General features: G+C 67.7%; 23 protein-coding genes. 11 read left to right on the top strand and 12 right to left on the bottom strand.

Annotated features, from left to right (window positions below):
* Positions 1–95 precede the first annotated feature (95 nt).
* The 3 genes from L2D00_01915 (at position 96) to L2D00_01925 (ending at position 5,732) form a co-directional block, all read left to right on the top strand.
* Positions 96–3,362 (top strand): TonB-dependent receptor, encoded by a 3,267-nt coding sequence (locus L2D00_01915; GenBank protein WBQ13455.1) that lies wholly within the window; start codon positions 96–98, stop codon positions 3,360–3,362.
* A gap of 120 nt (positions 3,363–3,482) precedes the next feature.
* Positions 3,483–4,490 carry an agmatine deiminase family protein gene (locus L2D00_01920; GenBank protein ID WBQ13456.1) on the top strand — a complete coding sequence of 336 codons (1,008 nt, stop codon included), beginning with the start codon at positions 3,483–3,485 and terminating at the stop codon, positions 4,488–4,490.
* Between the two features lie 15 nt (positions 4,491–4,505).
* A complete protein-coding gene (locus tag L2D00_01925; protein ID WBQ13457.1) occupies positions 4,506–5,732 on the top strand; it encodes a beta-lactamase family protein in 1,227 nt (408 codons plus the stop codon).
* A gap of 89 nt (positions 5,733–5,821) precedes the next feature.
* Here the strand turns inward: L2D00_01925 and L2D00_01930 are convergent, their stop codons facing one another.
* From L2D00_01930 to L2D00_01965, 8 genes are all read right to left on the bottom strand, one after another.
* Positions 5,822–6,316: an ATP F0F1 synthase subunit B gene (locus L2D00_01930; GenBank protein WBQ13458.1), complete on the bottom strand. Its 495-nt coding sequence runs from the start codon at positions 6,314–6,316 to the stop codon at positions 5,822–5,824.
* Positions 6,317–6,319: 3 nt separating this feature from the next.
* On the bottom strand, positions 6,320–6,856 hold the full coding sequence (locus L2D00_01935) for an ATPase (GenBank protein ID WBQ13459.1): 537 nt from the start codon (positions 6,854–6,856) through the stop codon (positions 6,320–6,322).
* Positions 6,857–6,961: 105 nt separating this feature from the next.
* Positions 6,962–7,189 carry a F0F1 ATP synthase subunit C gene (locus L2D00_01940; GenBank protein ID WBQ13460.1) on the bottom strand — a complete coding sequence of 76 codons (228 nt, stop codon included), beginning with the start codon at positions 7,187–7,189 and terminating at the stop codon, positions 6,962–6,964.
* 55 nt (positions 7,190–7,244) lie between these two features.
* Positions 7,245–8,024, bottom strand: coding sequence for a F0F1 ATP synthase subunit A (locus L2D00_01945; protein WBQ13461.1), 780 nt, complete (start codon positions 8,022–8,024; stop codon positions 7,245–7,247).
* A gap of 60 nt (positions 8,025–8,084) precedes the next feature.
* Positions 8,085–8,405, bottom strand: a complete 321-nt coding sequence (locus L2D00_01950; protein ID WBQ13462.1) for an AtpZ/AtpI family protein — start codon at positions 8,403–8,405, stop codon at positions 8,085–8,087.
* A 121-nt stretch (positions 8,406–8,526) separates the two neighbouring features.
* The gene (gene smc / locus L2D00_01955; GenBank protein WBQ13463.1) at positions 8,527–11,964 is read right to left on the bottom strand and encodes a chromosome segregation protein SMC; all 3,438 of its coding nucleotides are present in this window, start codon (positions 11,962–11,964) and stop codon (positions 8,527–8,529) included.
* Between the two features lie 48 nt (positions 11,965–12,012).
* A complete protein-coding gene (locus tag L2D00_01960; protein ID WBQ13464.1) occupies positions 12,013–12,807 on the bottom strand; it encodes a DsbA family protein in 795 nt (264 codons plus the stop codon).
* A complete protein-coding gene (locus L2D00_01965; protein ID WBQ13465.1) occupies positions 12,804–13,394 on the bottom strand; it encodes a DUF721 domain-containing protein in 591 nt (196 codons plus the stop codon). The genes L2D00_01960 and L2D00_01965 overlap by 4 nt, the downstream gene beginning before the upstream one ends.
* A gap of 65 nt (positions 13,395–13,459) precedes the next feature.
* Here L2D00_01965 and L2D00_01970 point away from each other — a divergent pair, with 65 nt between their 5' ends.
* Positions 13,460–14,566, top strand: coding sequence for an A/G-specific adenine glycosylase (locus L2D00_01970; protein WBQ13466.1), 1,107 nt, complete (start codon positions 13,460–13,462; stop codon positions 14,564–14,566).
* 376 nt (positions 14,567–14,942) lie between these two features.
* Here L2D00_01970 and L2D00_01975 read toward each other — a convergent pair whose 3' ends face one another.
* The 3 genes from L2D00_01975 to L2D00_01985 form a co-directional block, all read right to left on the bottom strand.
* Entirely contained in the window at positions 14,943–15,974 is a 1,032-nt protein-coding gene (locus L2D00_01975) for a site-specific DNA-methyltransferase (protein WBQ14481.1), read from the bottom strand.
* 131 nt (positions 15,975–16,105) lie between these two features.
* Positions 16,106–16,714 (bottom strand): ribonuclease HII, encoded by a 609-nt coding sequence (locus L2D00_01980; GenBank protein ID WBQ13467.1) that lies wholly within the window; start codon positions 16,712–16,714, stop codon positions 16,106–16,108.
* 53 nt (positions 16,715–16,767) lie between these two features.
* Positions 16,768–17,877 carry a PA0069 family radical SAM protein gene (locus tag L2D00_01985; GenBank protein WBQ13468.1) on the bottom strand — a complete coding sequence of 370 codons (1,110 nt, stop codon included), beginning with the start codon at positions 17,875–17,877 and terminating at the stop codon, positions 16,768–16,770.
* Between the two features lie 87 nt (positions 17,878–17,964).
* Here L2D00_01985 and L2D00_01990 point away from each other — a divergent pair, with 87 nt between their 5' ends.
* The 3 genes from L2D00_01990 to L2D00_02000 are packed head-to-tail and all read left to right on the top strand — an operon-like array spanning position 17,965 to position 20,205.
* Complete coding sequence (locus L2D00_01990; GenBank protein ID WBQ13469.1) at positions 17,965–18,732, top strand: TIGR04283 family arsenosugar biosynthesis glycosyltransferase; 768 nt, start codon at positions 17,965–17,967, stop codon at positions 18,730–18,732.
* The gene (locus L2D00_01995) at positions 18,729–19,613 is read left to right on the top strand and encodes a dienelactone hydrolase family protein (GenBank protein ID WBQ13470.1); all 885 of its coding nucleotides are present in this window, start codon (positions 18,729–18,731) and stop codon (positions 19,611–19,613) included. Before L2D00_01990 ends, L2D00_01995 begins: the two co-directional genes overlap by 4 nt.
* Positions 19,603–20,205 (top strand): TIGR04282 family arsenosugar biosynthesis glycosyltransferase, encoded by a 603-nt coding sequence (locus L2D00_02000; protein WBQ13471.1) that lies wholly within the window; start codon positions 19,603–19,605, stop codon positions 20,203–20,205. The genes L2D00_01995 and L2D00_02000 overlap by 11 nt, the downstream gene beginning before the upstream one ends.
* Here L2D00_02000 and L2D00_02005 read toward each other — a convergent pair.
* Entirely contained in the window at positions 20,174–20,998 is an 825-nt protein-coding gene (locus L2D00_02005) for a uracil-DNA glycosylase (protein WBQ13472.1), read from the bottom strand. The two genes, L2D00_02000 and L2D00_02005, sit on opposite strands and share 32 nt — an antisense overlap.
* 144 nt (positions 20,999–21,142) lie before the next feature.
* Here L2D00_02005 and L2D00_02010 point away from each other — a divergent pair, with 144 nt between their 5' ends.
* Genes L2D00_02010 through L2D00_02025 form a run of 4 tightly spaced genes read left to right on the top strand, consistent with a single transcriptional unit; the run spans position 21,143 to position 26,419 of the window.
* Entirely contained in the window at positions 21,143–22,819 is a 1,677-nt protein-coding gene (locus L2D00_02010) for an electron transfer flavoprotein-ubiquinone oxidoreductase (protein ID WBQ13473.1), read from the top strand.
* Positions 22,820–22,851: 32 nt separating this feature from the next.
* On the top strand, positions 22,852–24,528 hold the full coding sequence (locus tag L2D00_02015) for a hypothetical protein (GenBank protein ID WBQ13474.1): 1,677 nt from the start codon (positions 22,852–22,854) through the stop codon (positions 24,526–24,528).
* A complete protein-coding gene (locus tag L2D00_02020; GenBank protein ID WBQ13475.1) occupies positions 24,525–25,415 on the top strand; it encodes a 4-(cytidine 5'-diphospho)-2-C-methyl-D-erythritol kinase in 891 nt (296 codons plus the stop codon). Before L2D00_02015 ends, L2D00_02020 begins: the two co-directional genes overlap by 4 nt.
* Complete coding sequence (locus L2D00_02025; protein ID WBQ13476.1) at positions 25,412–26,419, top strand: hypothetical protein; 1,008 nt, start codon at positions 25,412–25,414, stop codon at positions 26,417–26,419. Before L2D00_02020 ends, L2D00_02025 begins: the two co-directional genes overlap by 4 nt.
* The last annotated feature ends 121 nt before the right edge of the window (positions 26,420–26,540 follow it).

Consider the following 26,540-nt stretch of genomic DNA (forward strand, 5'->3'; position numbering starts at 1 on the left):
CTGTCGCTGATCCGTCAGAGCCACCCCTTAGAGCCCCCCGTGAAGCGTCGGCGTAGTGCCGATGCCCGCACTTGGTCGATTAGGGGAACTAAAAAATGGCGATTCTGAAGAAGCTCTCACTCGGAGCCTCGGCTGTCGCGCTCGTCGCGATGGCGCCGATGGCGGCCGTGCATGCCCAGCAGACCTCCTCGGAGCTGCGCGGCGCCGTGGTGGACGTGAACGGCCAGCCGGTCGTTGGCGCCCGCGTCACCATCATTCACACGCCCACCGGTTCGGCGAACGTCGCCACCACCGGCGGCACCGGTCAGTTTGTTCAGACCGGCCTGCGCGTCGGCGGCCCGTACAACCTCGTGGTCAGCGCTCCGGGCTTTGACGGCGACGCCATTGAAGGCCTGACCCTGGCGCCGGGTGCCCAGCCGCCGCTGCGCATCACCCTGGCGCCGGCCACCGCCGACGTCATCACCGTGACCGGCCAGGCGATCAGCCGCGTTGACCTGAACGCGGGGGTGGGCTCCAACTTCACCGCGCGCGACGTGGCCAACCAGCCCTCGCTGGCGCGTGACGTGATCTCCACCCTGAACCGTGACCCGCTCGCCATCTCCGGCGGCCCGAACAATCTGTCTGTCGCGGGCGTCAACCCCCGCTTCAACGGCGTGACCATCGACGGCGCGCGCCAGCAGGACAATTTCGGTCTGGGTTCGAACACCTTCGCGACCGCGCGCTCGCCGATCAACATCGACATCATCGAATCGGTGTCGCTGGTGGCCTCTGACTACTCGGTCACCTCGTCGGGCTTCACCGGCGGCCTGGTCAACGTGACCACGCGCGGTGGTTCGAACGAGTTTGACGGCGCGGCGTTCTACTATTTCCGCGACCAGGACTATGTCGGCTCCACCACGTTTGGCGGCGAAGGCAGCTTCAGCCCGGGTGAGTTTGAAGAGAAAGAATACGGCATCTCGATCCGTGGCCCGATCATCCGCGACCGTCTGTTCTTCTCGTTCTCCTATGACCGGTTCGAGACCGCCCGCCAGGCGGACTTCGGGTCCGCGGACGCCGCAGGCGGCCGCAGCGCGGCGCTGTTCGACACGCTGAACCAGATGGTTCAGACCACGTATGGCATCGACATGCTGGGCCGTCCCCAGCAGACCGCCGTGCCGGAAGAAACCGAGCGCTGGTTCCTGCGCGTGGACTGGAACATCAATGACAACCACCGTCTGCAGGCGAACTATCAGCGCACCGAAGACGTCGGCGTCAGCAACATCTCCGCGACCAACTTTGTGTCGGCCTGGTATGACACCCCGACCCTGCTGGAAAACTACACCGCCCAGCTGTTCTCTGACTGGACGCCGAACCTGTCGACCGAGCTGCGCGCCAGCTTCATCGACTATACCCGTGGCCAGAACTGCCGCGCGCCGTCTGATGTTGGCACGCTTGAATTCCGCCTGACCCCGGCCAACGTCGCGGGTACGCCGCTCGCGGGCCTGATCACCTCCAACGCGAACCTGACCGGCGGCTGCGACCGTTTCCGCCACGCCAACGAGTACGAAGACACCCGTCTTCAGCTGTTCGCCCGCGCCGACTACACCTGGAACGACTTCATTTTCTCGGTGGGCGGCGAGTACGAAACCCTCGACCTGTACAACCTGTTCGTCGAGCGTTCGCGTGGCCGCTTCATCTTCTCGGGTGCCAATGCCGGTCAGGACATCCTCAACCAGCGCGCCCTCATCGAGTACCGCAACGTGCCGTCCAACGTGGCGCGTGATGGTGCTGCGGAGTGGGGCTACACCCGCCAGACCCTGTTCGGACAGACGCGCTGGCAGGCTCTGCCGACGCTGGAATTCACCGCGGGCCTGCGCTATGAGCGCCTGTCCACCGATGACCAGCCGACCTTCGATCCGACCTTCCAGCCGTCTGTGGGCTTCGACAACACCACCACCACCGACGGTCTCGACATCCTGATGCCGCGCGTCAGCTTCCGTTGGGACGCGGCGGACCGCACCACGGTCTCCGGCGGCTTCGGCCTCTTCGCCGGTGGCGATCCGGGCGTGTGGACCTCGAACGCCTTCCAGGTGCCGGCTGTGTTCGCGGCGGGCACCTTCACCGGCGTGACGGGCCGCGACATTCCGGCGGCGCTGCTGACGGCTGTCTCCAACGGCACCCCGCTGGCCATCGACGCCATCGACCCGAACTTCGAAATCCCGTCCGACTGGAAATACTCCCTGCGCGTCGAGCAGGAGTTTGACCTGGTGTTCGGCGGCTTTGATCTCGGCAGCAACTATGTGGCGACCGCTCAGGTCATCCACAGCCGCAGCAATCAGAGCTTCCTGTGGCGTGAAACGGCCCAGACCAACCAGCAACCCTTCGCCCAGACTGGCGTGGCCCCGGACGGCCGCCCGATCTACGCAGACCTGAACAATCTCCGTGTGTCGAACCGCACCATCCTGACCAACGCCTCGGGCGATGAAAGCACGACCTTCACGGTCTCGCTGGCCAACGAGTTCGAGAACGGCTTCGGCTTCTTCGTCTCGTACGCCAACCAGGACGTCCAGATGATCACCGAGGGTTCGTCCTCGCGCGGCATCTCGTCCCTGCGCGGCCAGGTCGATGCGGACGTCAACTTCCCGAGCGTTCGCACCTCGGTCTACCAGATCGAGCACGCGTTCAAGCTCGGCTTCTCGTACGAGCAGGACTTCTTCCGCGACCTGACCACCCGCATGGACCTGTTCGGTCAGATCAACTCGGGAGCGCCGTTCACCTACACGTTCAACACAAACGCGAGCAACGCCCTGTTTGGCCGTCCGGGCAATGGTGAATCCCCGTTCTCGAACCGTCCGCTCTACATCCCGTCGGCCAATGACGGCCGTGTGGTGTACGCTGCTGGGTTCGACCAGGCCGCCTTCAACAGCTTCGTTGATGCGCGCGGCCTGACCCGCGGTCAGATCCACGACGTCAACTCCGACAATGGTCCGTGGCAGCAGCGCTGGGACCTGAAAATCCAGCAGGACCTGCCGGGCATTCCGGGCATGGACCGCTTCGTGGGTGACAACCGGTTCAAGCTGGTTCTGGACATCCAGAACGTCCTGAACCTGCTCAACGACAGCTGGGGCACCCGCGTCAACGCGCCGGGCTTTGGCCAGCGGCCGATCGTGAACGCGGATCTGGTCCGGGCGGCCGACGTGGCGGCCCTGGGCGTCGGTGGCGCTCCGGCTCTGACCGGCGATGCGCCGCGGACCAACTGCCTCGCGGCCAGCGATTGCGTGTATCGCTACAACAGCTTCATCAGCAACGCTGCGGTCACCGGCTTCCGGTCCAACCCGGGTTCTGCCTGGTTTGCCCGCATCGGCATCCGTTACGAGTTCTAATCAGACCCGTAACTGCTGATGGACGACTGACTAACGAGGGCGGCTCGCAAGGGCCGCCCTCTTTTCTTTTACCCTTGCCATGCTAGGCGTTGATCCGAGCCATCAGCCCGGAGCCCGCCCATGATCGCCCTGCGCGTCCCGCACGAGTTCGAACCCCAGCGCGCCATTCACACGCTCTGGCCGGCGGCCGAGGATTTATGGGAGGAGGATCTTGATCCTGCGCGCGCGGAGTTTGCCGCCTTCCTGGGCCTCACCGCCGCGCCGAGCGCGGACGGGACAGCGCCGGAGATCATCATCTACGCCGCCACGCCTTCCGCCGCCGCCGACGCCCGCACCCGCCTGCCACGGGCCCGGGTGATCGAGGCCGCCTATGGCGATGTCTGGGCGCGCGATACCGGGCCAGTCTTTGCGACGGGACCGGGCGGGCTGCAGGCGGTGCGCATGACATTCAACGGCTGGGGGGGCAAGTATGATTTGCCCGGCGACACCACCATCGGCGGGGATATCGCGCGTCAGTCCGGTGCCGCAAAACGGGCAAGCCAGCTGGTATGCGAGGGCGGCGCGCTGGAGTTTGACGGCGCTGGCAGCGTCATCACCACGCGTCAGTGTGTGCTCAATTCCAACCGCAATCCCGGCTGGAGCGAGGGGCAGGTGGAGGCCGAATTCGCCCGCCTGTTCGGCGTCACCAATGTGATCTGGATCGATGAGGGGCTCGTTGGCGATCACACGGACGGCCATGTGGATAATATCGCCCGATTCCTGCGCCCCGGCATGGTGGCGTGCCAGGCTCCCACAGGGGCCGATGATCCCAATGCGGGGATCCTCGACGCGATCGCCCGCCAGCTGGAGAGCGCGCGCGATGCGTCCGGCAAGCCGCTGCAGGTGGTGCGCATCCCGTCGCCGGGCTTTGTGCCGCACGCCGAAGGCGGGCCGGCGGCGGCGTCGCACATGAACTGGGTGGCGGGACCCAGGCATCTGGTCATGCCCGCCTATAACGCGCACGCAGGCGCGGCAGTCCGGGCGCTCCAGAGCGTGTGTGCGGATCGTGTGGTGGTCGCCAGCCCGTCCAATGCTATCTTGACCGGGGGAGGGTCTTTCCACTGCGTGACCTGTAATGAGCCGCTGTAACGGGAAACCCGATTGATGACTCCGATCCTGCTGCTGGCGCTGAGTGCCACACTGGGCCTAGCGGACGAGACGCCGCCGCCCGAAGGCGATGCCGGTTCCGCGCTGCCCGGTGAGGCCGCGACGGCTGCCGCCGCTGCGTCTGCCCCGGAGATCGACCTGCCGGCGCTGGAGTATTTCGAGCCGCTGATGGCACGTCTGGAACAGGCTGCAAGATTTGACCGCTCGGTGGGCATGGCCATCGCCGTGCTGGAGCATGGCGAGCCGGTGCTGATCTACACCGCTGGCGAGACTGCGGCCGGGTCGGGCGAGATGATCACCGCCGATACCCAGTTTCGGGCCGCATCGCTGAGCAAGGGGTTTACCGGCGTGCTGCTGGCGCTGCTCGAGCATGACGGCCAGGTGGACCTCAACCGGGCTGTGCCAACGCGGGCGCTGCGCCTGCGTGCGCCGCGCCAGCCCACCTGGATGGAAATCCTGACCCATCGCACGGGCCTGCCGCGCAACGCCTATGACACGCTGATCAATGACGGTCGCGACGCTGCCTTTGCCCGGGGACGGCTCGCCGAGGTCGATCTCGTGTGCCAGATGGGCAGTTGCTACACTTACCAGAACGTGGCGTTCTCGGCGCTGGAGCATCTCGTCGAGGAGAGCACCGGCCTGAGCTATGACGCGGCGCTGCGCCGCTATGTGTTCGAGCCCTATGGTCTGGACGGTGCCGGGGTCGGGGTGGAGAGCCTGATCAACGCCCTGAGCTGGGCGGCACCCCATCGCGGCTGGTCGCGCACGACGGATACGCCCGGCAGCCCGCAGTCCAATTATGACGTCATGCCCAGCGCGGCGTCGGTGACCGTCAGCCTCAATCATCTGATTGCCTGGACCCAGGCCCTGTTACGCTCCGAGGCCGAGGGCGGTCTGCCCGACGCGGTGAAGGCGCGCGTCTTCACCCCCTATACCGCTACCCTGCGCGAGACGCGGGGTCTGGGCGGCGTGCGCGAGCGGGTCAGCGAAACCCATTACGGCATGGGCTGGCGCATCTATCACTGGGGGGACCGGCGCCTGATCGCCCACGCGGGCTATCTGTCGGGTTATGGTGCCCAGATCGTGATGGAGCCGGAGACCGGCTTTGCCTTTATCGGCCTGTGGAACTCTGATGGCCGGGCGCCCTGGCGGCTGTGGCCGACGGTGATGGACCTGCGCACCGGGGACGGGCCAGGTGCCTGGATCGACGAGATTCGCAACTGATCCAGCCGGATACTCACCGGCACCGGGCATGAAAAAGCCCGCCTGGCACGCGCCGGGCGGGCTTTTCTATGTCTGATCATCTGTCCGGCCTAGTTCAGCCGGTCTTTGACATCCGCAATGCCGGATTTGACCAACTTGGTGCGCTGGGGCTTGGTCAGGCCGTCCGTGAGCAGGGTGCGGGCCGCTTCCACCGCCAGATCGGCAGCCAGGCCGCGCACATCCTTGGCAGCCTGGGCCTGAGCCTGGGCAATGCGCTGTTCAGCCAGGGCGGTGCGGCGCTCGATGCGCTCGGCGATCTCGGCCTGGGCCTGCTCGCGCAAATACTCGGCCTCGGCACGCGCCTTTTTGATGATCTGCTCGGCTTCTTCGGCGGCTTCGGCGTGCTTGCGCTCATAGGAGGCCAGCAATTCCTGCGCTTCCTCACGCAGGCGGCGGGCCTCGTCCAGCTCGCCACGGATCTTCTCGGCGCGGTCATCCAGCGCCTTGCCGACCGTCTTGTGGACGCCGGCGAAGAACAGGATGACGAAGAAGCCGATGAGGCCGACGAAAGCCCAGAATGTCGTGTCGTTGAGCAAATAGGTCATGGCTTAGCCCTTGCGCACGGCGTCGACGGCCGCTTCGGCGTCGCTGTCGCTCACGTCCAGTCCGGCGAGGCGGTCGGTGATCGCGATCGCTGCGCCGGCGGCGATGGAGCGCACCTCTTTGAGGGCGGCATCACGGGCCTCGCGAATGCGCGCCTCGGACTCGGCCTGCTGGGCGTCCAGGCGGGCGTCGGCCTCGCGGACAGCTTCAGCGATCTCCGCGTCGGCTTCGGCCTTGGCCCCGGCCGCCACGCTCTGGGCACGCGCCCGGGCGTCGGCCAGCGATTTCTCATACGCGCGCACGGTCTCGTTGGCCTGGTCGCGCATGTGCGCGGCGGCATCGAGATCGTCGGCGATACGATCGCGCCGTTCCTCAATGGCTCCGCCGATGCGCGGCAGGACGAAGCGCGACAGAAGGAAATAGAGAACAGCAAAGCTGATCGCCAGCCAGAACAGCTGGGATGCAAAATAGGTCGGATCGAACGGCGGGAAGGCCGCTTCCGCGTCTATCGGCGCGGTATCGATGGTTTGCGGCGCCGTCACGGGCGTCTCTCCTCTAACCGAGGCAAGCGGGGTAGTGACGATGGGCCGGACGCGTGCAGATATCTGTCACGCGCCCGGCCATGCACCGTCTTGTCACGCTGTGGTCTAGACCACAAACAGCAGCAGCAGGGCGATCAGCAGCGAGAAGATGCCCAGCGCTTCGGTCACGGCGAAACCGAAGATCAGGGTACCGAACTGGCTCGCGGCCGCGCCCGGATTGCGCAGCGCGCCCTGAAGGAAGCTGGAGAAGATATTGCCCACGCCCAGCGCGGCGCCGAGCATGCCAAAGGTGGCCAGGCCAGCGCCAATGTATTTAGCGGCTTCCGCTTCCATGATGTTACTCCTCGTAGATGTTCGGTGCGGATGAAGGAAAAGGCTCCGGACGCTCCTAGTGGTGACCAGGGTGGAGCGCGTCGGACAGGTAGATGCAGGTCAGAACGGCGAACACGTAGGCCTGGAGGAACGCCACCAGGAATTCCAGCGCGGTCAGCGCAACGACCATGACCAGCGGGGCAACGGCGCCGAGAACGCCCAGCGCTCCCACCGAGCCCAGCATGACGATGAAGCCGGCGAACACCTTCAGAAGGATGTGGCCGGCCAGCATGTTGGCGAACAGACGAACCCCGAGCGTCACCGGACGTGACAGGAAGGAGATGACCTCGATGGGGAACACCAGAATGTAGAGAACCGGGGGCACGCCGGACGGGAAGAAAATCTTGAAGAATTTCAAGCCGTTCTTCATCACGCCATAGCCCACCACGACCACCATGACCAGCATGGCCAGCGCGAAGGTGACGATGATGTGGCTGGTAAAGGTGAAGCCGTAAAAGCCCGGTGCCGGGAAGTACGGCATCATGCCCAACATGTTGCCCATCAGGATGAAGGCAAACAGGGTGAACACGAAGGGGAAGAATTTCAGCCCGTCATCGCCCGCTGTGGAGCGGATCATGCCGGCCACGAACTCGTAGAGCATTTCGGCGACGGACTGGGACCGGCCCGGCACCAGGGCGCGCTTGGACATGGCCAGCGACAACAGCCCAGACACCAGCACCACCGACGCCACCATGAAATAGCTGGAATTGGTGAAGGACAGATTCAGCCCGCCGATCGTCAGATCTGCGATCGGGTTGATCTCGAACTGTTTGATCGGGTTAGTCGCGTCGGCCACGCCCCGCCCCTTGTCTCATGGACGCGCGCAGCGCGTCCCCTTGGCTATCGTTCAAACCGGTCAGTCGCCACTGGCGTCGCTGTTGCGGTTCATCTCATTGACGGCGCGCACCATGTTTAAAGTGCCCGCCGCGAAACCCAGTATCATCCCGGCCACCAGTCCCCAGGGCGACCATCCCGCCAGCCAGTCGACCAAAAGGCCGAGCACTGTCCCGGTGATCACCCCGCCGAGAAATTCCGATCCGTAACGCAGGCCCTGGCTCCAGCCGGATGCCTGCTGCTTGGCCTCCCGGGCGCGCCGTTCCTCAAGCTTGGCGTCAAGCCTGCGCTCAAAGTCGTCGCGATCGGCATGGTGCGGGTTCGGGTCGTCTTGGCGGGACATAAGTGACCGTTCGCCCGTCAAGGACCTCCCTGTCAGGCGCGCGCACCCTATAAGCGGTCCCCCACCCTGTCAAGCAAGGTCGTCGGCGATCTTAATCATTGAATTAGAAAGACATTTTTGCCTATTCGGCGGCCAGCATGGCTTCGGCTGCCCGCAGGTTCACCGAGACCAGCTGCGAGACGCCACGCTCGCCCATGGTGACGCCGAACAGACGGTCCATCCGGCTCATGGTCACGGGGTTGTGGGTGATGACCAGGAAACGCGTATCGGTCATGGAGCGCATCTCCTCCAGCATGGAACAGAAGCGGTCCACATTGGCGTCATCGAGGGGGGCGTCGACCTCATCCAGCACGCAAACCGGCGCCGGGTTGGCCAGAAACACCGCGAAAATCAGCGCGGTAGCCGTGAGCGCCTGTTCGCCGCCGCTCATCAGGCTCATGGTCTCCATCTTCTTGCCCGGCGGGCAGGCATAGATTTCCAGACCCGCTTCCAGCGGATCGTCATTCTCGGTCAGGGCGAGCTCGGCGCGCCCGCCGCCGAACAGAGCCGAGAACAGGGTCTGGAAATGGCGGTCGACCACCTCGAATGCGTCAAGAAGCCGCGCCCGGCCTTCGCGTGAAAGCGTGTCGACGGCTTTGCGCAGGCGCGCCACCGCTTCGACCAGCTCGTCATGCTCGCCCGCCAGACGTGCGCGTTCGGCTTCCAGCTCCTGGGCTTCGGTGTCGGCGCGCAAATTGACGGCGCCCAGGCGCTCGCGGGTCAGGCGGGCCTCGTCCAGGCGGCGCTCCAGTTCCTGGCTGGACAGGGCGTTGAACTCGCTGTCGGCGGCACCGGGCATGAGCGTCTCGGGCGTTTCGCCCGTGGCGTCAGCCAGTCTCGCCGCGGTTTCCTCCAGCCGTTCCCGCGCACCGGTCAGGCGCGCCTCGGCACCGGCGCGCGCTTCACGGGCTGTGGCGGCGGCACCTTCGGCCAGACGCAAATGCGAATCGGCCTCGCGCTGGGCGCCTTCGGCTTCGGCCACCGCATCGCGCGCCGTGCGGGCGTCCTGTTCGGCCCTGGCCAGCGCATCCAGCAGTGCGGGGCGCTGCGCTTCAAGCGCGCCGGGCCGGGCGCGGGCGGCGTCAAGCTCGCTGGTGGTTTGCGTCAGTTGCGCGGTGAGGGCGGCGCGCCGGGCGCCGGCATTGCCCTCGCGCCGTTCCCAGTCGGCGGTTTCGCGCTCCAGCGAGGCCAGGCGGTGGCGGCGCCCTTGCGCGTCCCGCTTGATGGTTTCCAGGGCTGCGCGGGCGTCGGCAGCGGCACCGCGGGCGCGATCGGCGCGGGTGCGCGCGTCTTCCAGCGCCGTCAAGCCGTCATCTTTGGCTTCAGCCGCCGTGACGGCGGCAGCGGCGGTTTCGGCATCCTTGCGCGCCGCAGCGAGACGGGCTTCAGCCGCCTTCAAGGCATCGACCAGGCCGGCCCGGCGGGCCTCGGCGCGGGCGGCGTCGGCGCGAGCGGCGGACAGGGACTGCTCACCAGCGCGAAGCGCGCGCTCGGCCTGTGCGGCCGTGTCGCGGGTGCGCGCGGCGGCGCGTTCGGCTTCGTTCAGGGCCTCGCGCGCCTCTTCGGCTGTGGCTTCCAGCGTTTCGGCATGGGCGCGGGCGGTGTCCAGCTGAGGCCCCAGCGCGGCAAGCTGGTTCAGGGTTTCCAGACGCACCGCGGCTGCGCCCGGCGCGCCGGCATCGGCCGCATAGCCATCCCAGCGCCGCAGCGCGCCGCTGGCGGTGACCAGCCGCTGTCCGGGTTTCAGGCTTGCCGCCAGGCGATCGAGATCGGCGTCCTCCACCACGCCGATGGCGGCCAGCCTGACGGACAGCGCGGCCGGCGCGCGGACATACCGGCTCAACGGTTTCGCGCCAGCGGGCAGGGCGGCGGCAGTCACCCCAGCGGACGTCCAGCGCCGCGCGGCTTCGGGGCTCAGGCCCGCTTCCAGATCTTCCCCCAGGGCGGCGGCCAGCGCCTGCTCATACCCGGCGTCCGCCGTGACATCATCCAGCACCCGGTCGCTGGTCCCGCCACCGGCCAGCAGACGCTCCAGGCTCGCCTGTTCCCGCTCCAGCGCGATCATGTCACCGCGCGCATCACGCGCCGCATCTTTCGCTTCGCCTGCGCGCTCGCGCAGATCGGTGAGGGCGGCTTCAGCGGCAGCCAGAGCGGCGCGCGCGGCGTCCAGCGCGGACGCCTTGTTGCCCACATCGGCTTCCAGCGCGTTCAGATCGGGGTCGTCCTGCGCGCCTGCGCGCTCCAGCGCGGTGCGGGCGGTGTCGGTTTCGCGCTCCATCCGGTCGGCACGCTGGCGGGCCTGTTCGGCGTCGCGCCGTGCGCCCTGCAGGCGGGCGCGGATTTCGGCGCAGGCGGCACCGGCGGCGTCCAGATCGGTTTCGGCTTTCTGGCGGCTGGTATCGGCATCGGCGAGTGCGGCTTCCGCGCGCGTCTGGGCGGGCGCGTCGGCGCGGGCCTGTTCACGCAACCCGTTCATCTGACCCTTCAGCCGGGTCAGCGTGGCGCGCGCCTCTTCGTGCAGTTCTGCTTCGCGGGCCTCGGCGGCCTGTAGCTCGGTAAGGCGCGTGTCCAGCCGCGTGATGGCGTCTTTGGCCGCGTCTATATCGCGGTCGAGCGTGTCGCGCGTGCGTTCGGCCAGGCGCAGCGCGGCGGCCGCCTCGGCCTCGCCCTCGCGCAGGGGCTGGACGCGCGCGGCGGCGGTCTCTGCCTTTGACGTGGCGCCGGCTGCGGCGCGCAGGGCTGTGTCAGCTTCGGCGCGGGCGGCTTCAAGGGCGGTTTCGGCCAGCGCCACCGCGTCGCGCGCCTCGCGCCAGCGGCGCAGCCAGAGCAGGCTTTCATACTGGCGGATGGTCTGGGACAGCTCGCGATAGCGACCGGCCTGACGCGCCTGGCGCTGCAGGCTGGCGTGGCGGGCGGCCAGATCATCGACGATTTCCTGCAGACGGGCGAGATTGGCTTCGGCGGCGGTGAGGCGCAGCTGGGATTCGCGCCGGCGTGCGCGCAGACCCGCCACGCCGGCGGCTTCTTCCAGCACCCGGCGGCGGTTTTCCGGCTTGGCGCTGATCAGCTCGCTGATCTGGCCCTGGCGCACCAGGGCAGGCGAGTTGGCGCCCGTGCCGGCGTCAGCGAACAGGAGCTGCACGTCCTTGGCGCGCACCTCCTCGCCATTGACTTCATAGTCCGATCCCTTGCCGCGGGTGATGCGGCGCACGACCTGCAGGATTTCCGCATCATTGAAGCGGGCAGGCGCGCGCCGGTCGGTATTGTCGATGGTGAGGGTGACTTCGGCGCGGTCGCGAGCGGCGCGGTTATCCGTGCCGGAGAAGATCACATCCTCCATGCCGCCGCCGCGCAGCGACTTGGCCGAGGTCGCGCCCATCACCCAGCGCAGCGCTTCAAGCAGGTTGGATTTGCCGCACCCATTGGGCCCGATGATTCCGGTCAGGCCGGGATCAATGCGCAGCTCCGTCGCGTCGACAAACGACTTGAAGCCGGCCAGGCGCAGTTGGGTGAACTTCACCACACCCCTCCGTTCACGCCGCCGCCCGCCCTGTGCAGGGCTGAAGGTCTATCCGGCGTCACCATCCGACGCTTCGGGCGCAGCCGTTTCAGGCGTCACACCTTCGCGAGCCAGGAAGTACGCGATGATTCGCTCCATCGTGTCAGCGTCATAATCATGCGCGATCACGCCCTGGTCATCACTGATGGCGCGGCCATTGACGCCAAACGCCAGAGCCGGACGCCGGCTTGCATCCAGTGTCCCGTCCGGATGCTCCATCGTTTCCAGCGTCAAACCGTTGATGATGAATGTGGGCGTGCCGCGAACGCCATCGCGGCCCGCCTGCTCGTTGGCGTCGAGCACTTGCTGATAGATGTCATTATTGGTCATGCAGGCCTGGAACTCGGCGTCGCTGAGGCCCGCGGTGCGCGCAATGGTGCGGAACTGTGCCTGGGCACGGCCCTGGCCCTGTTGCAGCGCGGCGGCGAGCGCCTGCTGCTGGGCGAACAGAAGGTCGAGCACGTCGAAATAGCGCTCTTGCGGCGCGCAGCGCGCCAGCATGAAGCCCGGGGTGGCCAGCGCCGGCAGGCCGGTGATCATTTCGCGGAACACGTAGCGCACCTGGCCGCTTTCCACATACCGGTCCATCGTGGGCTTGCCCTCGGCATGAAAGTAGGCGCAAGCCGGGCAGGCGGTGGACGCGTATTCGATGATGGTGAGCGGCGCGTCCGCGCGGCCCTTGGCGAAATCGCCCTCGCGCTCGAACTGGGAGCGGCCGTCGGGGCTCGCGCCCCCGCATCCGGTGAGCACCAGGCCGGCGGCCAGCGCCGCCGTGCCGATCAGGCGTGACATCGACATCATCATTCGGTCTCTCTCTGCGGGCGCGGCATCGGGGCGGGGCCAAGCCGGACGCCCTCGCGTTCCTCCACCGCGCGCTGAAACTCGGCCATGATCGTATCAAGACTTTGGCCCGGCGTGTCCAGACCGGGCGGCACCGCGCTGGCGGATTTGCGCGCCGGCGGGGTGGAGACGGAGCCGCCCAGCGATCCCTGCACGATACGCAGGCGCTTGGGCGCGCGACCCGCATAGCGCGCGACGCGTTCGAGAATGCGCGCCGACTGCGCCTCCACCAGCGCCGCCGCCGGGCCGCGCGCGCGCACCACCAGCGTCAGACCACCCGCGCCCGATTGCATTTTCTCCGGCCTTGAATGGGCAGCCAGCGGCGCGCCGACAATCTCTGCCCAGTGCTCGGCCAGCTCGGCCACGCCCGGCCCGTGATGCACCGCCAGGGGTTTCAGCACCCGCGCCAGCGCCGCCGCCGCGGCCGGGGGCGGGGCAATGGCCGGCCGTCCGCGATGGCGCTGGGCCCAGACCCAAGCCTGGGCGCTGGCATCGGCATCGGATGCGACCGGGCGGCGTCTGCCGCTTGACGGATGGGGCGGACGTTTCATGGTAACAAGGATCGCCCCCTCAGGCCGCTCTGGCAAGCGGGCGCCACAACAAACCCGCGCGCGCCATGACCTCCACGCCCGTTCCGACCCTGTCGCGCGACGACGCGCCCGCGCTGCGCGCGGCGCTGCTCGCCTGGTATGACCGCGAGGGGCGGACCCTGCCCTGGCGGGTGCGGCCGGAGGACCGGGCGCGGGGCGTGGTTGCCGATCCGTATGCCGTCTGGCTGTCGGAGATCATGCTGCAGCAGACCACGGTGCCGCATGCCACGCCCTACTGGACGCGGTTTCTGGCGCTGTGGCCGGGCGTGCAGGACCTGGCCAACGCGCCGCGCGAGGATGTGATGGCGCAGTGGGCGGGGCTTGGATACTACGCCCGCGCGCGCAATCTGCATGCCTGCGCACAGGTGGTGTCCACTGAGCTGAAAGGCGTGTTCCCCAGTGAACTTGAGGCGCTTCGGGCCCTGCCGGGGATTGGCGAGTACACCGCCAACGCCATCCGCGCCGCCGCGTTCGATCTGCCCGCCAGCGTGGTGGATGGCAATGTGGAGCGGGTGATCACGCGCCTGTTCGCGATCAAGGCCCCGTTGCCCGGTGCCAAGAGCGTGATCCGCGAGCATGCTGCGAGCCTGGCCGATCCGGACCGCCCCGGCGACTATGCGCAGGCGATCATGGATCTGGGGGCGACGGTGTGCACGCCGCGCGGGCCATCCTGCGGGACGTGTCCCTGGGCGGGCGCCTGCGAGGCGCGGGCCGCAGGCGAGATGGAGCGTTATCCGGTCAAGGCGGCCAAGAAGGCCCGGCCCGTGCGCCACGGCCTGGTGTTCGTGATCCTGCGCGGTCCGGCGGTCCGGCGCGAGGTCTATGTCCGGCCCAGGCCCGACAAGGGCCTGCTGGGCGGCATGCTGGAAGCGCCGGGCAGTGCGTGGATTGAGGATGTGAACACGCTGCCCTCCGTTGAAGCGGCGGCGCCCGGGGCGCTGGACTGGCGCAAGGCCGGGGCGGTGTCCCACGTGTTCACCCATTTTGCGCTGGAGCTGGATGTCTACGCGGCTGAGGCCCCTGCAGGCTGGCGCGGGCCGGATGCGACCGGGCGATGGGCGCCCGCCGAGCCGCTGTCAGCCTCGGGCCTGCCCAGCGTCATGAAGAAGGCGGTGCGCGCGGCGCTGGGGTAGGGCGGACCGGCCATTTGATTCAACGTGATGCTTCAGACGGCTCCAGCCCTGAGGAGCTCTGGGGATCAATCCTCCCCTTCGTTCCATGGTGGAGGATCACGCAAGGCGATCGCAGTCTGTCAAGGACGGCCCTTCGGGCCGCCGCTGAGCGGCGACCGAGCGAAGGCTCGGTCGTCCTTGACAGGCTGCGACGCTTGCGAAAATGGCTCAGCAAGGATCGACGGGGGGATGGGGTCGCGTTGCGCTGATACCCGGTCAGTCTTGCACCCGGGGCGAGGAAAACCAGGCGGCGGCCTGAGCGCATTCCCCCAGGGCCTGAGAAACCGTCCGGCGTCGTTCAAATGCGATAGCCATAAGGAGCGAGGCAGCGGTAGGTCTAAGCCCCTTCCATCTGCGCCCGGATGCGGGCGCGCAGGACGTCGATGGGGGCGAGCTGACCGGACTGGCGCACATGCCAGAAGGTCCAGCCATTGCAAGCCGGCGCGCCCTGGACATGGGCGCCCATCTGGTGGATCGAGCCGCTTTCGCCGCCCGCACTGATGGTCCCGTCCGGGCGCACACGCGCCGTGCGGCGCCCTTGCGCGCAGTAGAGCGTGTCGCCAGCTTTCAGCAGGCCCGCCTCGACCACCGCACCGAACGGGATGCGCGGCAGTTCGCGCTTGGACTGGGTGACTTTCAGGTCCGCGTCGGCGGTGGGGCTGATCGCCGCAATGCGCCGCCGCGCGATGTCGGCATAGCCCTCATCGGCGTCGATGCCGATGAAATGACGGCCCAGCTTGCGCGCCACGGCCCCCGTGGTGCCGGTGCCGAAGAACGGGTCCAGAATGACGTCGCCAGGATTGGACGTGGCCAGCAGCACGCGGTGCAGCAGCGATTCCGGTTTCTGGGTCGGATGCGCCTTTCGGCCGTCGGCGGCTTTGAGCCGCTCGCCCCCTGCGCAGATCGCCAGCGTCCAGTCAGAGCGCATCTGCACCCCGTCATTGAGCGCTTTCATGGCGGCATAGTTGAAGGTGACGCGCGAGGCCTTGGTCTTGCCCGCCCAGATCAGTGTTTCGTGGGCGTTGGTGAAGCGCGTGCCCTTGAAATTCGGCATCGGATTGGACTTGCGCCAGATCACGTCATTGTGGATCCAGAAGCCCATGTCCTGCAGGAAAGCGCCCACGCGGAAAATGTTGTGATAGCTGCCGATGGTCCACAGCGCGCCATCGGGCTTGAGCACCCGGCGCGCCTGTTCCAGCCAGGCGCAGGAGAACAGGTCGTAATCGTCGAAACTGCCAATCTGGTCCCAGTCATCGTCCACCGCGTCGACGCGCGAATTGTCCGGCCGGTGAAGATCGCCGCCCAGCTGCAGATTATAGGGCGGGTCAGCGAAGACGAGGTCGACGCTTTCGTCGGGAAGGCCCGCCATCACCTCCACGCAATCGCCGACCAGAACCTGATCGACCGGGAGATTGTTCTTGTTTGCGCCTGACACCGGTTTCGCCCCGCTTGAAAACTTATCACGAGCACAGGCATGAATCAGTCCGGCTTACCCGTTGGTTAAGCGTGATTCATCATACGCCGCGCAAAGCCGCTTTTTTCCAGCGCGGCGCGCACGGGGGCATAGCTTAGCCGATGGAGGGGGCAGGGACCTAACGCCTCGAGGGCGGCGCGGTGAACCGGGCTGGGATAGCCTTTGTGGCCAGCAAATCCGTAGCCGGGAAAACGGTCGTCCGCCTGGGCCATAAGGGCGTCGCGCACGGTCTTGGCGATGATGCTGGCCGCAGCGATGGCTGGCTCGCTGGAATCTCCGCCGACCAGGGCGCGGGCGGGGCAAGGCAGGCCCGGCGGGACCTGATTGCCGTCGATCAGGATGAGCTGCGGCGGGCGCGCCAGTCCCGCTGCCGCGCGCGCCATGGCGGCCAGCGTGGCGTGCAATATGTTGAGCCGGTCAATTTCGGCCGGTTCAGCCAGCGCAATGCTCACCATGGCTTCAGCGCGGATGACCGCCGCCAGCGCTTCGCGCCGCCTTGCGGTGAGCTTCTTGGAATCGTCCAGTGCGCTGAGCGCGGAAAACCCCGCAGGCAGGATCACCGCCGCCGCCACGACGGGTCCTGCCAGCGGGCCGCGCCCGGCTTCGTCGATGCCGGCAGTGAGGGGGTTAGTCATGTCCGGTCCCGCAGTGAGGCAAGCACCTGCCAATTCAGTCGCACGTCCGCAATCTAGAACAAACTCATCTGTGTATTCTCCGCCAGCGGGCGCTGGAACAAATCGGTGCGCAGCGCCGTCCTTGGTCCGTCGAGCTCATACCGGCGCGCGGCGGCGCGGAAGCGGGTGGCGATGAGGTCTGCGACGGGGCCCTCGCCAATGCCGCGCACGTGCCAGCGGGCCTCGTAATCCTTGCCGCCCCGGGTCTGGCGGATCAGGCTCATGATCTTGCTCGCGGCGTTGGGGCGGTGGATGGCGAGCCAGTCCTTGAACAGATCGCGCACCTCCAGCGGCAGGCGCAAGAGCACATAGCCCGCATCGCGCGCGCCCACGCCGGCGGCGGCCTCCAGCAGCGCCTCGATCTCGTGATCATTGAGGCCGGGAATGATCGGCGCGGTCATCACCGTGACCGGCACGCCCGCATCGGTGAGGGCGCGGATGGCGTCGAGGCGGCGCCGGGGCGTGGCCGCGCGCGGCTCCATGGCCCGGGCGAGCTTCGCATCCAGCGTGGTGAGCGAGATGGCGGCTTTGGCCAGGCCCTGCTGCGCCAGCGCGCCCAGCAGGTCGAGATCGCGCGTAATCCCGGCCGATTTGGTGATGACGCTGACTGGATGGCGGAACTCCAGGCACACCTCCAGCAGGCGCCGGGTCAGGCGCAGCTGACGCTCCACGGGCTGATAGGCGTCGGTATTGGCGCCGATCAGGATGGGTTCGGGCTGATAGCCGCGCTTGCGGAAGGCGGCGTCCAGAAGGTCCGCCGCGCCCGGCTTGAAGAAGAGCCGGCTTTCAAAATCAATGCCCGCCGAATAGCCCCAATAGGCGTGGCTGGGCCGGGCGTAGCAATAGATGCAGCCATGCTCGCAGCCGCGATAGGGATTGATCGAGCGGTCAAAGCTGATGTCGGGGCTGTCATTGCGGCTGATAATGGTGCGGGCATTGTCCTTGATCAGCGTGGTGCGCAGCGGCTTCACATCCTCGTCAGCGCCGCTCCAGCCGTCATCACTGGGCTCCCGGGTCTGGCGCTCGAACCGGCCCGCATCATTGGACGCCGCGCCCCGCCCGCGCGGCCGCATGGGCTCAGGCAAAGGCGTGGAGGCGCGGGCAGGGGTGAGGGGCGGGCTCATGGGCCTGATGGTGCCGCGTAGCGCGGAACATAGCAAGAACAAAGTCCGGTTGACTTTCACCGGGACGCGCGGTTCAACCGGCGCATCATGAGTGCGCTGGTCATCGTCATCCCAACCCTGAACGCGGCGGCCGGATTGGCACGCACGCTGGACAGTTTGAGCCCCGCGCGCCGGGCGGGGCTTTTGCGCGCCGTGATCATCAGTGATGGCGGGTCGCGCGACGCGACGCTGGAGATCGCGCGCAAGGCAGGCTGCCAGATCGTGACCGGCGCGCGCGGGCGCGGTGCCCAGCTCGCGGCGGGGGCGCGGGCGGCGCGCGCCATCACCTGGGCGGATGACTGGCTCTTGTTCCTGCATGCCGACACGGTGCTGCAGCCCGGCTGGGCGCGCGAAGCGGCGGCGTTCTTCGAGACCCATGCCGGGCGTGACCGGGCGGGGTATTTCCGATTTGCCCTCGATGACTTTTCTCAGGCCGCGCGCCGGCTGGAGGCCGCGGTGGCGGCGCGCTGCGGCGCGTTTGCGCTGCCCTATGGCGATCAGGGCCTGTTGATCGGGGCCGAGTTCTATGACCGGCTCGGCGGATACAAACCCATGGCCTTGTTCGAGGATGTGGACCTGGTGCGCCGCATCGGCCGGCGGCGGCTGGTGCCCCTGCGCAGCGCCGCAGTGACCAGTGCGGTGCGTTTCCACGAGAAAGGCTATCTGCAGCGCTCGGCGGCGAACCTGATCTTGCTCGCGCGCTATTTCCTTGGCGCTGATCCTGAAACGTTGGCGCGGGCCTATCGTGCGCGACGCACGCCGACGGCCGCCCTAGCGTCCGACGCCCAGCTTGCCAAAAAGGATGAGACGCGATGACCTGCCAGACCCCACCCGATGTGCCGCAGGCCGCCATCGATCTGTACGATGCCTACGCCCACAAGACGCTGGACCGGCGCGGGTTTCTCGAACAGCTTACCGCGCTGGCCGGCAGCGTTGCCGCCGCCGCTGCGCTCCTGCCCCTTATCGAGCCGGGCTCGGCGCACGCGCAGACGATTGGCGAGGATGACCCCCGCCTGGTCACAGAGCGTGTGGTGGTGCCGGGCGGGCAGTCCGGGCTTGAAGGCTACCTCGCCGTCCCTTCTGGCGACGGGCCTATCGGCGCAGTGCTGGTGGTCCATGAAAACCGGGGCCTGAACGCGCATATCGAGGATGTCGCCCGCCGCTTTGCAGCCGAAGGCTTCATGGCGCTGTCGCTGGATTTCCTGAGCCCGGCAGGCGGCACGCCGGGTGACCCAGACGCGGCCCGCGAGATGATTGGCGCGCTTCAGGCAGACGATACGCTGGCGAACGGCCTCGCCGCGCTTCAATGGCTGCGCGGCCATCCGCGCGGCAATGGCCGCACAGGCGTAATCGGGTTTTGCTGGGGCGGGGCGATGGTCAACCGGCTGGCGGTGGCAGATCCTGCCCTGGATGCCGGGTCCATGTTCTACGGCTCTGCGCCCGACGCGTCCGGCGCCGCCCATGTCCGCGCGCGCTTGTTGCTCAATTACGGTGAACTGGATGCGCGCATCAATGCCGGTATCCCTGCCTGGACGCAGGCTCTGGAAGCGGCTGGCGTTGATTTCGAAGCCCATATCTATCCCGGTGCCCAGCATGCCTTCTTCAATGACACCTCGCCGGCGCGCTTCGATCCGCAAGCCGCCGCCCTTGCGTGGCAGCGGACTCTGACCCTGTTCGGGGACGCCCTTGAACGTTAGTGCGCGCCTCATTGTCTTCGCCAAGGCACCGGTCATTGGCGGGGCCAAGACGCGCCTTGCTGCAGGTATCGGCAAGGTGGGTGCCTGGCGAATCTATCGCGCCATGACGGCCAGGGTCCTGCGCCACCTGAATGATCCGCGCTGGCGCACAGTGCTGACCATTGCGCCGGACCGGGCTGTCACGCGCCGCTTTCCCGGGGTCTGGCCGCAGCACGTTGCGCGCGCCGGGCAGGGTGGCGGCGATCTGGGTGCGCGCCAGGCGCGGGCGTTTGAGGGGCTTGGGCCGGTGTGCGTGATCGGCACGGATGCGCCCGGCGTGACCCGCGCCGACATTGCTTTTGCGTTCGCTCAACTCAAGCGCCATGACGCGGTGATCGGCCCGGCCGAGGATGGCGGCTACTGGCTGCTGGCGCTGAACGGCCCGGCGCCGCGCGGCCTGTTTGACGGCGTGCGCTGGTCGCATGATCAGACGCGGGCCGATCTGGAGGGGCGGTTGACGGCGCACGGGTTCACGATCGCCCGGCTGCGCACCTTGCGCGATGTGGATGAGGCGGCTGATCTCAAGCGTCCTGGCCGTCCAGCCTCGCCTTGAGGCTCAGTAAATCTTCCCAGGCGCGCGCTTTTTCCTGCGGGCGGCGCAGCAGGAAGGCCGGGTGGTAGATGGGCAAGGCGGGGATGGGCACCCCGCCCTCGGGCGTGAACGCGCCCCAGCGCCCGCGCAGGGCGGTGATGCCGGCATTGGCGTGCAGCATGGACTGGGCCGCGATGCCGCCAGCGAACACCAGAAGCTCCGGCTTCACCAAAGCAATATGGCGCTCGGCGAAGGGGCGGCAGGCGGCGATTTCGGCGTCGGTGGGCTTGCGATTGCCGGGCGGGCGCCAGAACACGACATTGGTGATGTAGGCATCGTCCGCACCCAGACCGATGGCCGCCAGCATCCGGTCGAGCAATTGCCCGGACCGGCCGACGAAGGGTGATCCGGCGATATCCTCCTCGCGGCCCGGTGCCTCGCCCACCACCATGACCCGCGCCTCGGGATTGCCGCGCGCGAACACCAGCTGGGTGGCGGTGACTTTCAGCGGGCAGCCCTCATAGGCGGACAGCGCGCCTTTCAGCGCCTCCAGAGTCTCGGCCCTGGCGGCGATGGCGCGGGCGTCTTCGTGGGAGGGCGGCGGCGCGCCAAAACCGGCGGCGCGGGCGGCCTGGGGCGTGGCGCGGGCTGATTGTGCGGGCGGTTGTTGAGCGGGCACCGGCGCGCGCCGGGGCTGGCTTGGCCCGGTGCGCTCCTCGGGCAGTGGGGGCAGCACATCCACGCCGGCCTGATCCCACCAATGTGTGAGGCTTTTCAGCACACGGATGTCTTCAGGGCTCATTTGGGCGGACATCGGGCCGGGCTCTGCAAGCGATATGGCTGAGGGCGGGGTTCGCCCTAGCTCATGGGGAGACCCTAGGCTAAGACGGGTTTGAGGCGCGCGCCAGTGATGGCGCTGTGCGACTGGACAGACACGCAGTGTGAGCAGGAGGCGATTTTGGCCGATCAGGCGATTGAGCGCGAAGCCATGGAATATGACGTCGTCATCGTAGGCGCCGGCCCGGCGGGCCTGGCTGCGGCGATCCGCCTGAAGCAGGTGGCTCAGGACGCGGGGCAGGATGTGTCCGTAGCGGTGCTGGAAAAGGGCTCTGAAGTCGGTGCCCATATCCTTTCGGGCGTGGTGCTTGACCCCAAGGCGCTTGACGAACTTCTGCCCGCGTGGCGCACCGACCCGTCCCAGCCTTTCGATACGCAGGTCACCGAAGACAAGTTCGTGATGCTGGGCGAGGCGGGTTCGGCCACCATCCCCGGCTTTGCCATGCCGGACTTCATGCACAATCACGGCTGCTTTGTCGGCTCGCTGGCCAATGTCTGCCGCTGGCTGAGTGAGCAAGCCGAAGCGCTGGGCGTGGAGATTTATCCCGGCTTCCCGGCGGCCAGCTATATCGAGGAGGACGGCGTCATCAAGGGCGTGATTACCGGCGATATGGGCGTGGCCAGGGACGGCTCGCCCAAAGACGCCTATCAGCCCGGCATGGAGCTGCGCGCCAAATACACGCTGATTGGCGAGGGCGCGCGCGGAAATCTCTCTAAGCAGCTCATTCGCGCCTACGGGCTGGACGAGGGCCGCGAGCCGCAGAAATACGGGCTTGGCATGAAGGAGCTCTGGCGCGTGAAGCCGGAGCATTTCCACAAGGGCCGGGTGCAGCACACCATGGGGTGGCCGCTGGACAATGCCACCGGCGGCGGGTCGTTCCTCTATCATTTTGGCGACAACCTGGTCGCAGTCGGCTTTGTGGTGCACCTCAATTACAAGAACCCGCACCTGTTCCCGTTCGGCGAGTTCCAGCGCTTCAAGACCCATCCCGAGATCGCGCCGCTGTTCGAGGGTGCAGAGCGCCTGTCTTATGGCGCGCGCGCCATCACCGAGGGCGGGTTCCAGTCGGTGCCCAAGCTGGCCTTCCCCGGCGGGGCGCTGATCGGCTGCTCGGCCGGCTTCGTCAACGTGCCGCGCATCAAGGGCAGCCATAACGCCATGAAGACCGGCATGATGGCCGCCGAGGCGGTTGCGGCGGCTCTGGCCGATAGCCGCGCCCATGACACGCTGGACGCCTACCAGGCGGCCTATGAGAGCAGCTGGGTCCATGCCGAGCTGAAATCCGTGCGCAATGTCAAACCGATGTGGACCAAGTTCGGCACGGTGCTGGGCGTGGCGCTCGGCGCGCTGGACATGTGGACCAACCGGCTGATCCCGGGCTTCTCCCTGTTCGGCACGATGAAACATGGCGGGCCGGACTATGCCGCCACCAAGCCGGCGGCGGACTGCAAGCCGATCACCTATCCCAGGCCGGATGGCGTCCTGACCTTTGACCGCCTGTCTTCGGTCTTTGTGTCCAACACCAATCATGAGGAAGACCAGCCGGTTCACCTCAAGGTCGCCGATATGGATCTGCAAAAGCAGAGCGAGCTGGGGGTGTATGGCGGCCCGTCGGCGCGGTATTGCCCGGCGGCGGTCTATGAGTGGGTGCCCGATGAAAAGACCGGCGAGCAGCGCTTCGTGATCAACGCGCAGAACTGCGTGCACTGCAAGACCTGCGACATCAAGGACCCCAACCAGAACATCAACTGGACCACGCCTGAAGGCGCGGGCGGACCCAATTACCCCAACATGTGAGGCGTGGAGCGTCCAAGCGTTCCGCGGGCGCCATGCGCACACTGATCATCATTCTGGCCTTGGCCCTGCCTGCCGCGTCCTGCGCGGGCGGGCCGCGGTTTCTGGCACCTGATGACACGCCGCAGACAGCGTATGGCGCGTTCCTGTCAGCACGCTATGCGGCGCAGATGAGCGATATCGCGGCGTCTGCGGCGTATTACGATGCAGCTCACGGCCATGAACCCGGTCTGGCGATGGTGGCCGACCGGGCATTCTCCACAGCCTTGATGGCGGGCGATTTTGCGCGCGCCGACCGCCTCGCCACGGATGCGGGGCGTGAGGGCGGCGTGGGCGGGGTGGCCAGCCTCTACGCCCTGGCCGTGCAGCTGGCGGACGGGCAGGCGGCGGCGCCGGACGCAACCCAGTATGGCCCGTTCGGCGAATTGATCGCGGTGATTCTGGGCGATTGGGAGCATGTTCGGCGCGGGCGCGCCCCGGCGGCGGCTGAAGCGGCGTCGAACCATGACGTGCCCATGGGCGCGGCGGGTTATCTGTTGATCCACCAGGGCCTGCTGCTGGAAGCAGGCGGCGAGTTTGAGCGCGCCGAGAGTGCCTATCGCGCAGCGGACAATTCGCTCGGCCTGCGCGATTATACCGGCGTATTGCTGGGCGCGTTTCTGGAGCGCCGCGGGCGGCGTGAAGACGCCGCCGGGATTTACGAGCGCCAGATCGCGCGCTCAGGCGGCGACGGTGATCCGGAAATCGCCGCAGCGCTGGCGCGTGTTCAATCGGGTGGCCGGCCCCCGCGCTTCCCGACCGCGCCGCACGCGGCCGCGCGGGCCATCCATGGGCCCGCTGTGCTGCTGATGGCGCGCGCGCCGGTCGAGTTTCCCGTCCTTTACCTGCGCCTCGCCCAGCGCCTGGATCCATCATTCGCACGCAATACCCTGGCCGTGGCGGACGCGCTGCAATCGCTGGGGCTCGCGCCAGCGGCCCGGCGCGCTTATGGCAGGATTTATGCGGGTCCGTTCGCCGAACGCGCGGAGATTTCAGCCGCCTGGCTCGACTTTGAAGCGGGCCGCACACAGGCGGCGCTGGAACGGGCCCGCGCCCTGGGCGGATCATCGGCCTCGCCGGGATTGCGTATGCTGCTGGCCAATCTCCTGCAGGCCTCAGGCGATTGCGCAGCTGCGGAAGCCCTTTACATCTCGCTGATCGATGAAGCCGAGGCCGCAGGCGAAACCGCCGACTGGCGTCATGCCTATTTTGCGGGCAGTTGCAGGCTGTCGCGGGCCGGATGGGACGCAGCTGCGCCCCTGATGCTGCGAGCGCTGGAACTGGCGCCCGACCAGCCCGCCGTGCTCAATGATGTGGGATATTCCCTGATCGTGGAGGGCGGCGAGGTGGAGCGCGGACTGGATATGGTCCAGCGCGCCGCGACGCTGGAGCCGGAAAACCCGGCCTTTCTGGATTCGGTTGGCTGGGGGTTCTACCGCGCAGGTTACCCGGAAGAGGCCGTGGACTGGCTGGAGCGCGCCATAGAGCGGCAGCCGGGCAATCCGGTGATCACCTGGCATCTGGGCGATGTCTACGCTGCGACGGGCCGTGAGCTGGAGGCAGGTTTCCATTGGCGCCGGGCGCTGGAGCTGGACCCGGATCCTGAGCTCGCAGCGCTGATCGAACGGCGTCTGTCGCTCGGCCTGGCTGCCGGACCGGTGGAGGCGTCATGAATCTGTCTCTGCGCGCCGGCGTGGAGCAATTTGCCCCCGCCAAGGTCAATCTGACGCTGCGAGTCGGGCGCGCCCGCGCTGACGGCTATCATCCTCTGGACTCCCTGGTGGTGTTCGCCGACTGGGGCGACACGCTTGTGGCCGAGCCTGCCGATGATCTGACCCTTGCCATCGAGGGGGATCGCGCCGGGGCGCTGCAGGACGAGCCGCACAATCTGGTGCTCAAGGCCGCCTGGGCGCTGCGGGCCGCCGCAGGACGGCGTGAGCTGGGCGCGCGCCTGACCCTGACCAAGCGCCTGCCCGTTGCGGCAGGGCTGGGGGGCGGGTCGTCGGATGCGGCGGCTGCGCTGCGCGCGCTCACGGCGCTCTGGGACCTTGATTTTTCGCTGCGCCAGCTGGCCGAGGTCGGTTCGGCTATCGGGGCGGACGTACCGGTGTGCGTGCATGCCCGCGCGGCGCGCATGAGCGGGATTGGTGAAGCGGTGACGCCGCTGGCCGCCTGGCCGTCCCTGCCTGCCCTAATCCTGCATCCGGGCGCGGCGCTGTCGACAGGACCGGTGTTCAAGGCCTTTGACGAGGCGGACCCAGTCCCGCTGGCCGAGGGCGCGGTGATGGCGGCGGGCGATCTGGAGGGCGCGCTGCGCCGCCTGTCCTCTGATGCCAATGATCTGGAGGCACCCGCCCGGCGGCTGTGCCCCGCGGTCAGCGAGGCTTTGGACCTGCTGGCGGACCTGCCCGGCGCGCGCCTGGCGCGAATGTCCGGCTCCGGGGCGAGCTGTTTTGCGATCTTTGAGACGCTGGATGCGGCGCGCGACAGCGCCGCCCTTATCCAGCGTGCCCGGCCGGACTGGACCGCGGCACCGGTGATTCTGGCGGGGGCCGTATGAGCCTTGCGGTGTTCGCCATTCTGGCGGCTGCCTTTGCCGCCAGCCTGATCGTGACCGTGCTGGCATGGCGTGCGGGCGTGCTGGACATGCCCAATGCGCGCTCCAGCCATGTGAACCCGACCCCGCGCGCTGGGGGCCTCGGCGTGATGGCGGGGCTGGGTGCCGGCGCGCTGGCCGCCAGCGCGTTCGCCCTGTCCGGCGGGCCGCTGGCGGGCATGCTGATCATCGCCGCTGCCTTTGCTGTGATGGGCTTTGCCGATGACCTGATCACGCTGGGCGAGACGGGCAAGGCGGTCGCCAGCGTCTGCCTGTGCATTGCCCTCGCCGCCGTGGCGGGGCCTGTGACGCATATTCCCTTGGATGGCGCGACCGGACTGAACCTGCCGGTCTGGCTGGGCTGGGCGGGCTCGGCCCTGTTCGTGTTCGTGGCGGTCAATGCGGTCAATTTCATGGACGGCTCGGACGGCATGTTTCCCGCCGTGATGATCCCGGCGAGCATCGGTCTGGCGGTAGCCGGGCTGGTGGCAGGCGTGACAGCCAGCGTCATTGTCGGCGCGGCGCTGGCGGCAGGGCTGGCGGGATTTGTACTGTTCAACTGGCATCCCGCGCGCGTGTTCGCCGGGGATGTGGGCGCGCTGGGTGCCGGGGCAGCATATGCGGGGGGCGCGCTGGCGCTGGCCGGTCACGGTTTTCCCGGATCGCTCTGGCTGGCGCCGCTCTTCGTTCTGGTGTTTCTCGCCGATGTGCTGCTGACGCTATTGCGCCGGGCGCGCCATGGCCGCTTCTCGCTGCAGGCCCATCGCGAGCATGCCTATCAGCGCCTGATCGATAGCGGGTGGAGCCATAGCCGCGTCGCGCTGGTCTATGGCGGGCTGACCTCCCTGATCGTCCTGACAGGCCTGGCCGCCGTGCAAGGGCCTGATATCGCGCCTTTCCTGGCGTTCTGGATATGGACCGCCATCCTGATTATCCTGCACATTCTGGTGGGCCGCGCGGCGCAATAGTGCCAGCACCCGGGGCGCAAAACCGTCATTGAAAGGAAATATTTCTTGCCTGGGCCCTTGCCGTGCGTATAGTCGCCTCCACCTTAGGCTCACATAGAGCAAAAGTGCGGCGCGTCCCCTC

Source organism: Hyphomonadaceae bacterium BL14 (genome assembly GCA_027627705.1).
In the GTDB taxonomy this organism is placed as follows: Bacteria; Pseudomonadota; Alphaproteobacteria; order Caulobacterales; family Maricaulaceae; genus Oceanicaulis.

Coding starts and splice junctions, on each gene's coding strand:
- L2D00_01915 (WBQ13455.1), top strand. CDS start 96: ATGGCGATTCTGAAGAAGCTCTCACTCGGAGCCTCGGCTGTCGCGCTC.
- L2D00_01920 (WBQ13456.1), top strand. CDS start 3,483: ATGATCGCCCTGCGCGTCCCGCACGAGTTCGAACCCCAGCGCGCCATT.
- L2D00_01925 (WBQ13457.1), top strand. CDS start 4,506: ATGACTCCGATCCTGCTGCTGGCGCTGAGTGCCACACTGGGCCTAGCG.
- L2D00_01930 (WBQ13458.1), bottom strand. CDS start 6,316: ATGACCTATTTGCTCAACGACACGACATTCTGGGCTTTCGTCGGCCTC.
- L2D00_01940 (WBQ13460.1), bottom strand. CDS start 7,189: ATGGAAGCGGAAGCCGCTAAATACATTGGCGCTGGCCTGGCCACCTTT.
- L2D00_01950 (WBQ13462.1), bottom strand. CDS start 8,405: ATGTCCCGCCAAGACGACCCGAACCCGCACCATGCCGATCGCGACGAC.
- L2D00_01960 (WBQ13464.1), bottom strand. CDS start 12,807: ATGATGATGTCGATGTCACGCCTGATCGGCACGGCGGCGCTGGCCGCC.
- L2D00_01965 (WBQ13465.1), bottom strand. CDS start 13,394: ATGAAACGTCCGCCCCATCCGTCAAGCGGCAGACGCCGCCCGGTCGCA.
- L2D00_01970 (WBQ13466.1), top strand. CDS start 13,460: ATGACCTCCACGCCCGTTCCGACCCTGTCGCGCGACGACGCGCCCGCG.
- L2D00_01975 (WBQ14481.1), bottom strand. CDS start 15,974: ATGGCGGGCCTTCCCGACGAAAGCGTCGACCTCGTCTTCGCTGACCCG.
- L2D00_01980 (WBQ13467.1), bottom strand. CDS start 16,714: ATGACTAACCCCCTCACTGCCGGCATCGACGAAGCCGGGCGCGGCCCG.
- L2D00_01985 (WBQ13468.1), bottom strand. CDS start 17,877: ATGAGCCCGCCCCTCACCCCTGCCCGCGCCTCCACGCCTTTGCCTGAG.
- L2D00_01990 (WBQ13469.1), top strand. CDS start 17,965: ATGAGTGCGCTGGTCATCGTCATCCCAACCCTGAACGCGGCGGCCGGA.
- L2D00_01995 (WBQ13470.1), top strand. CDS start 18,729: ATGACCTGCCAGACCCCACCCGATGTGCCGCAGGCCGCCATCGATCTG.
- L2D00_02005 (WBQ13472.1), bottom strand. CDS start 20,998: ATGTCCGCCCAAATGAGCCCTGAAGACATCCGTGTGCTGAAAAGCCTC.
- L2D00_02015 (WBQ13474.1), top strand. CDS start 22,852: ATGCGCACACTGATCATCATTCTGGCCTTGGCCCTGCCTGCCGCGTCC.
- L2D00_02020 (WBQ13475.1), top strand. CDS start 24,525: ATGAATCTGTCTCTGCGCGCCGGCGTGGAGCAATTTGCCCCCGCCAAG.
- L2D00_02025 (WBQ13476.1), top strand. CDS start 25,412: ATGAGCCTTGCGGTGTTCGCCATTCTGGCGGCTGCCTTTGCCGCCAGC.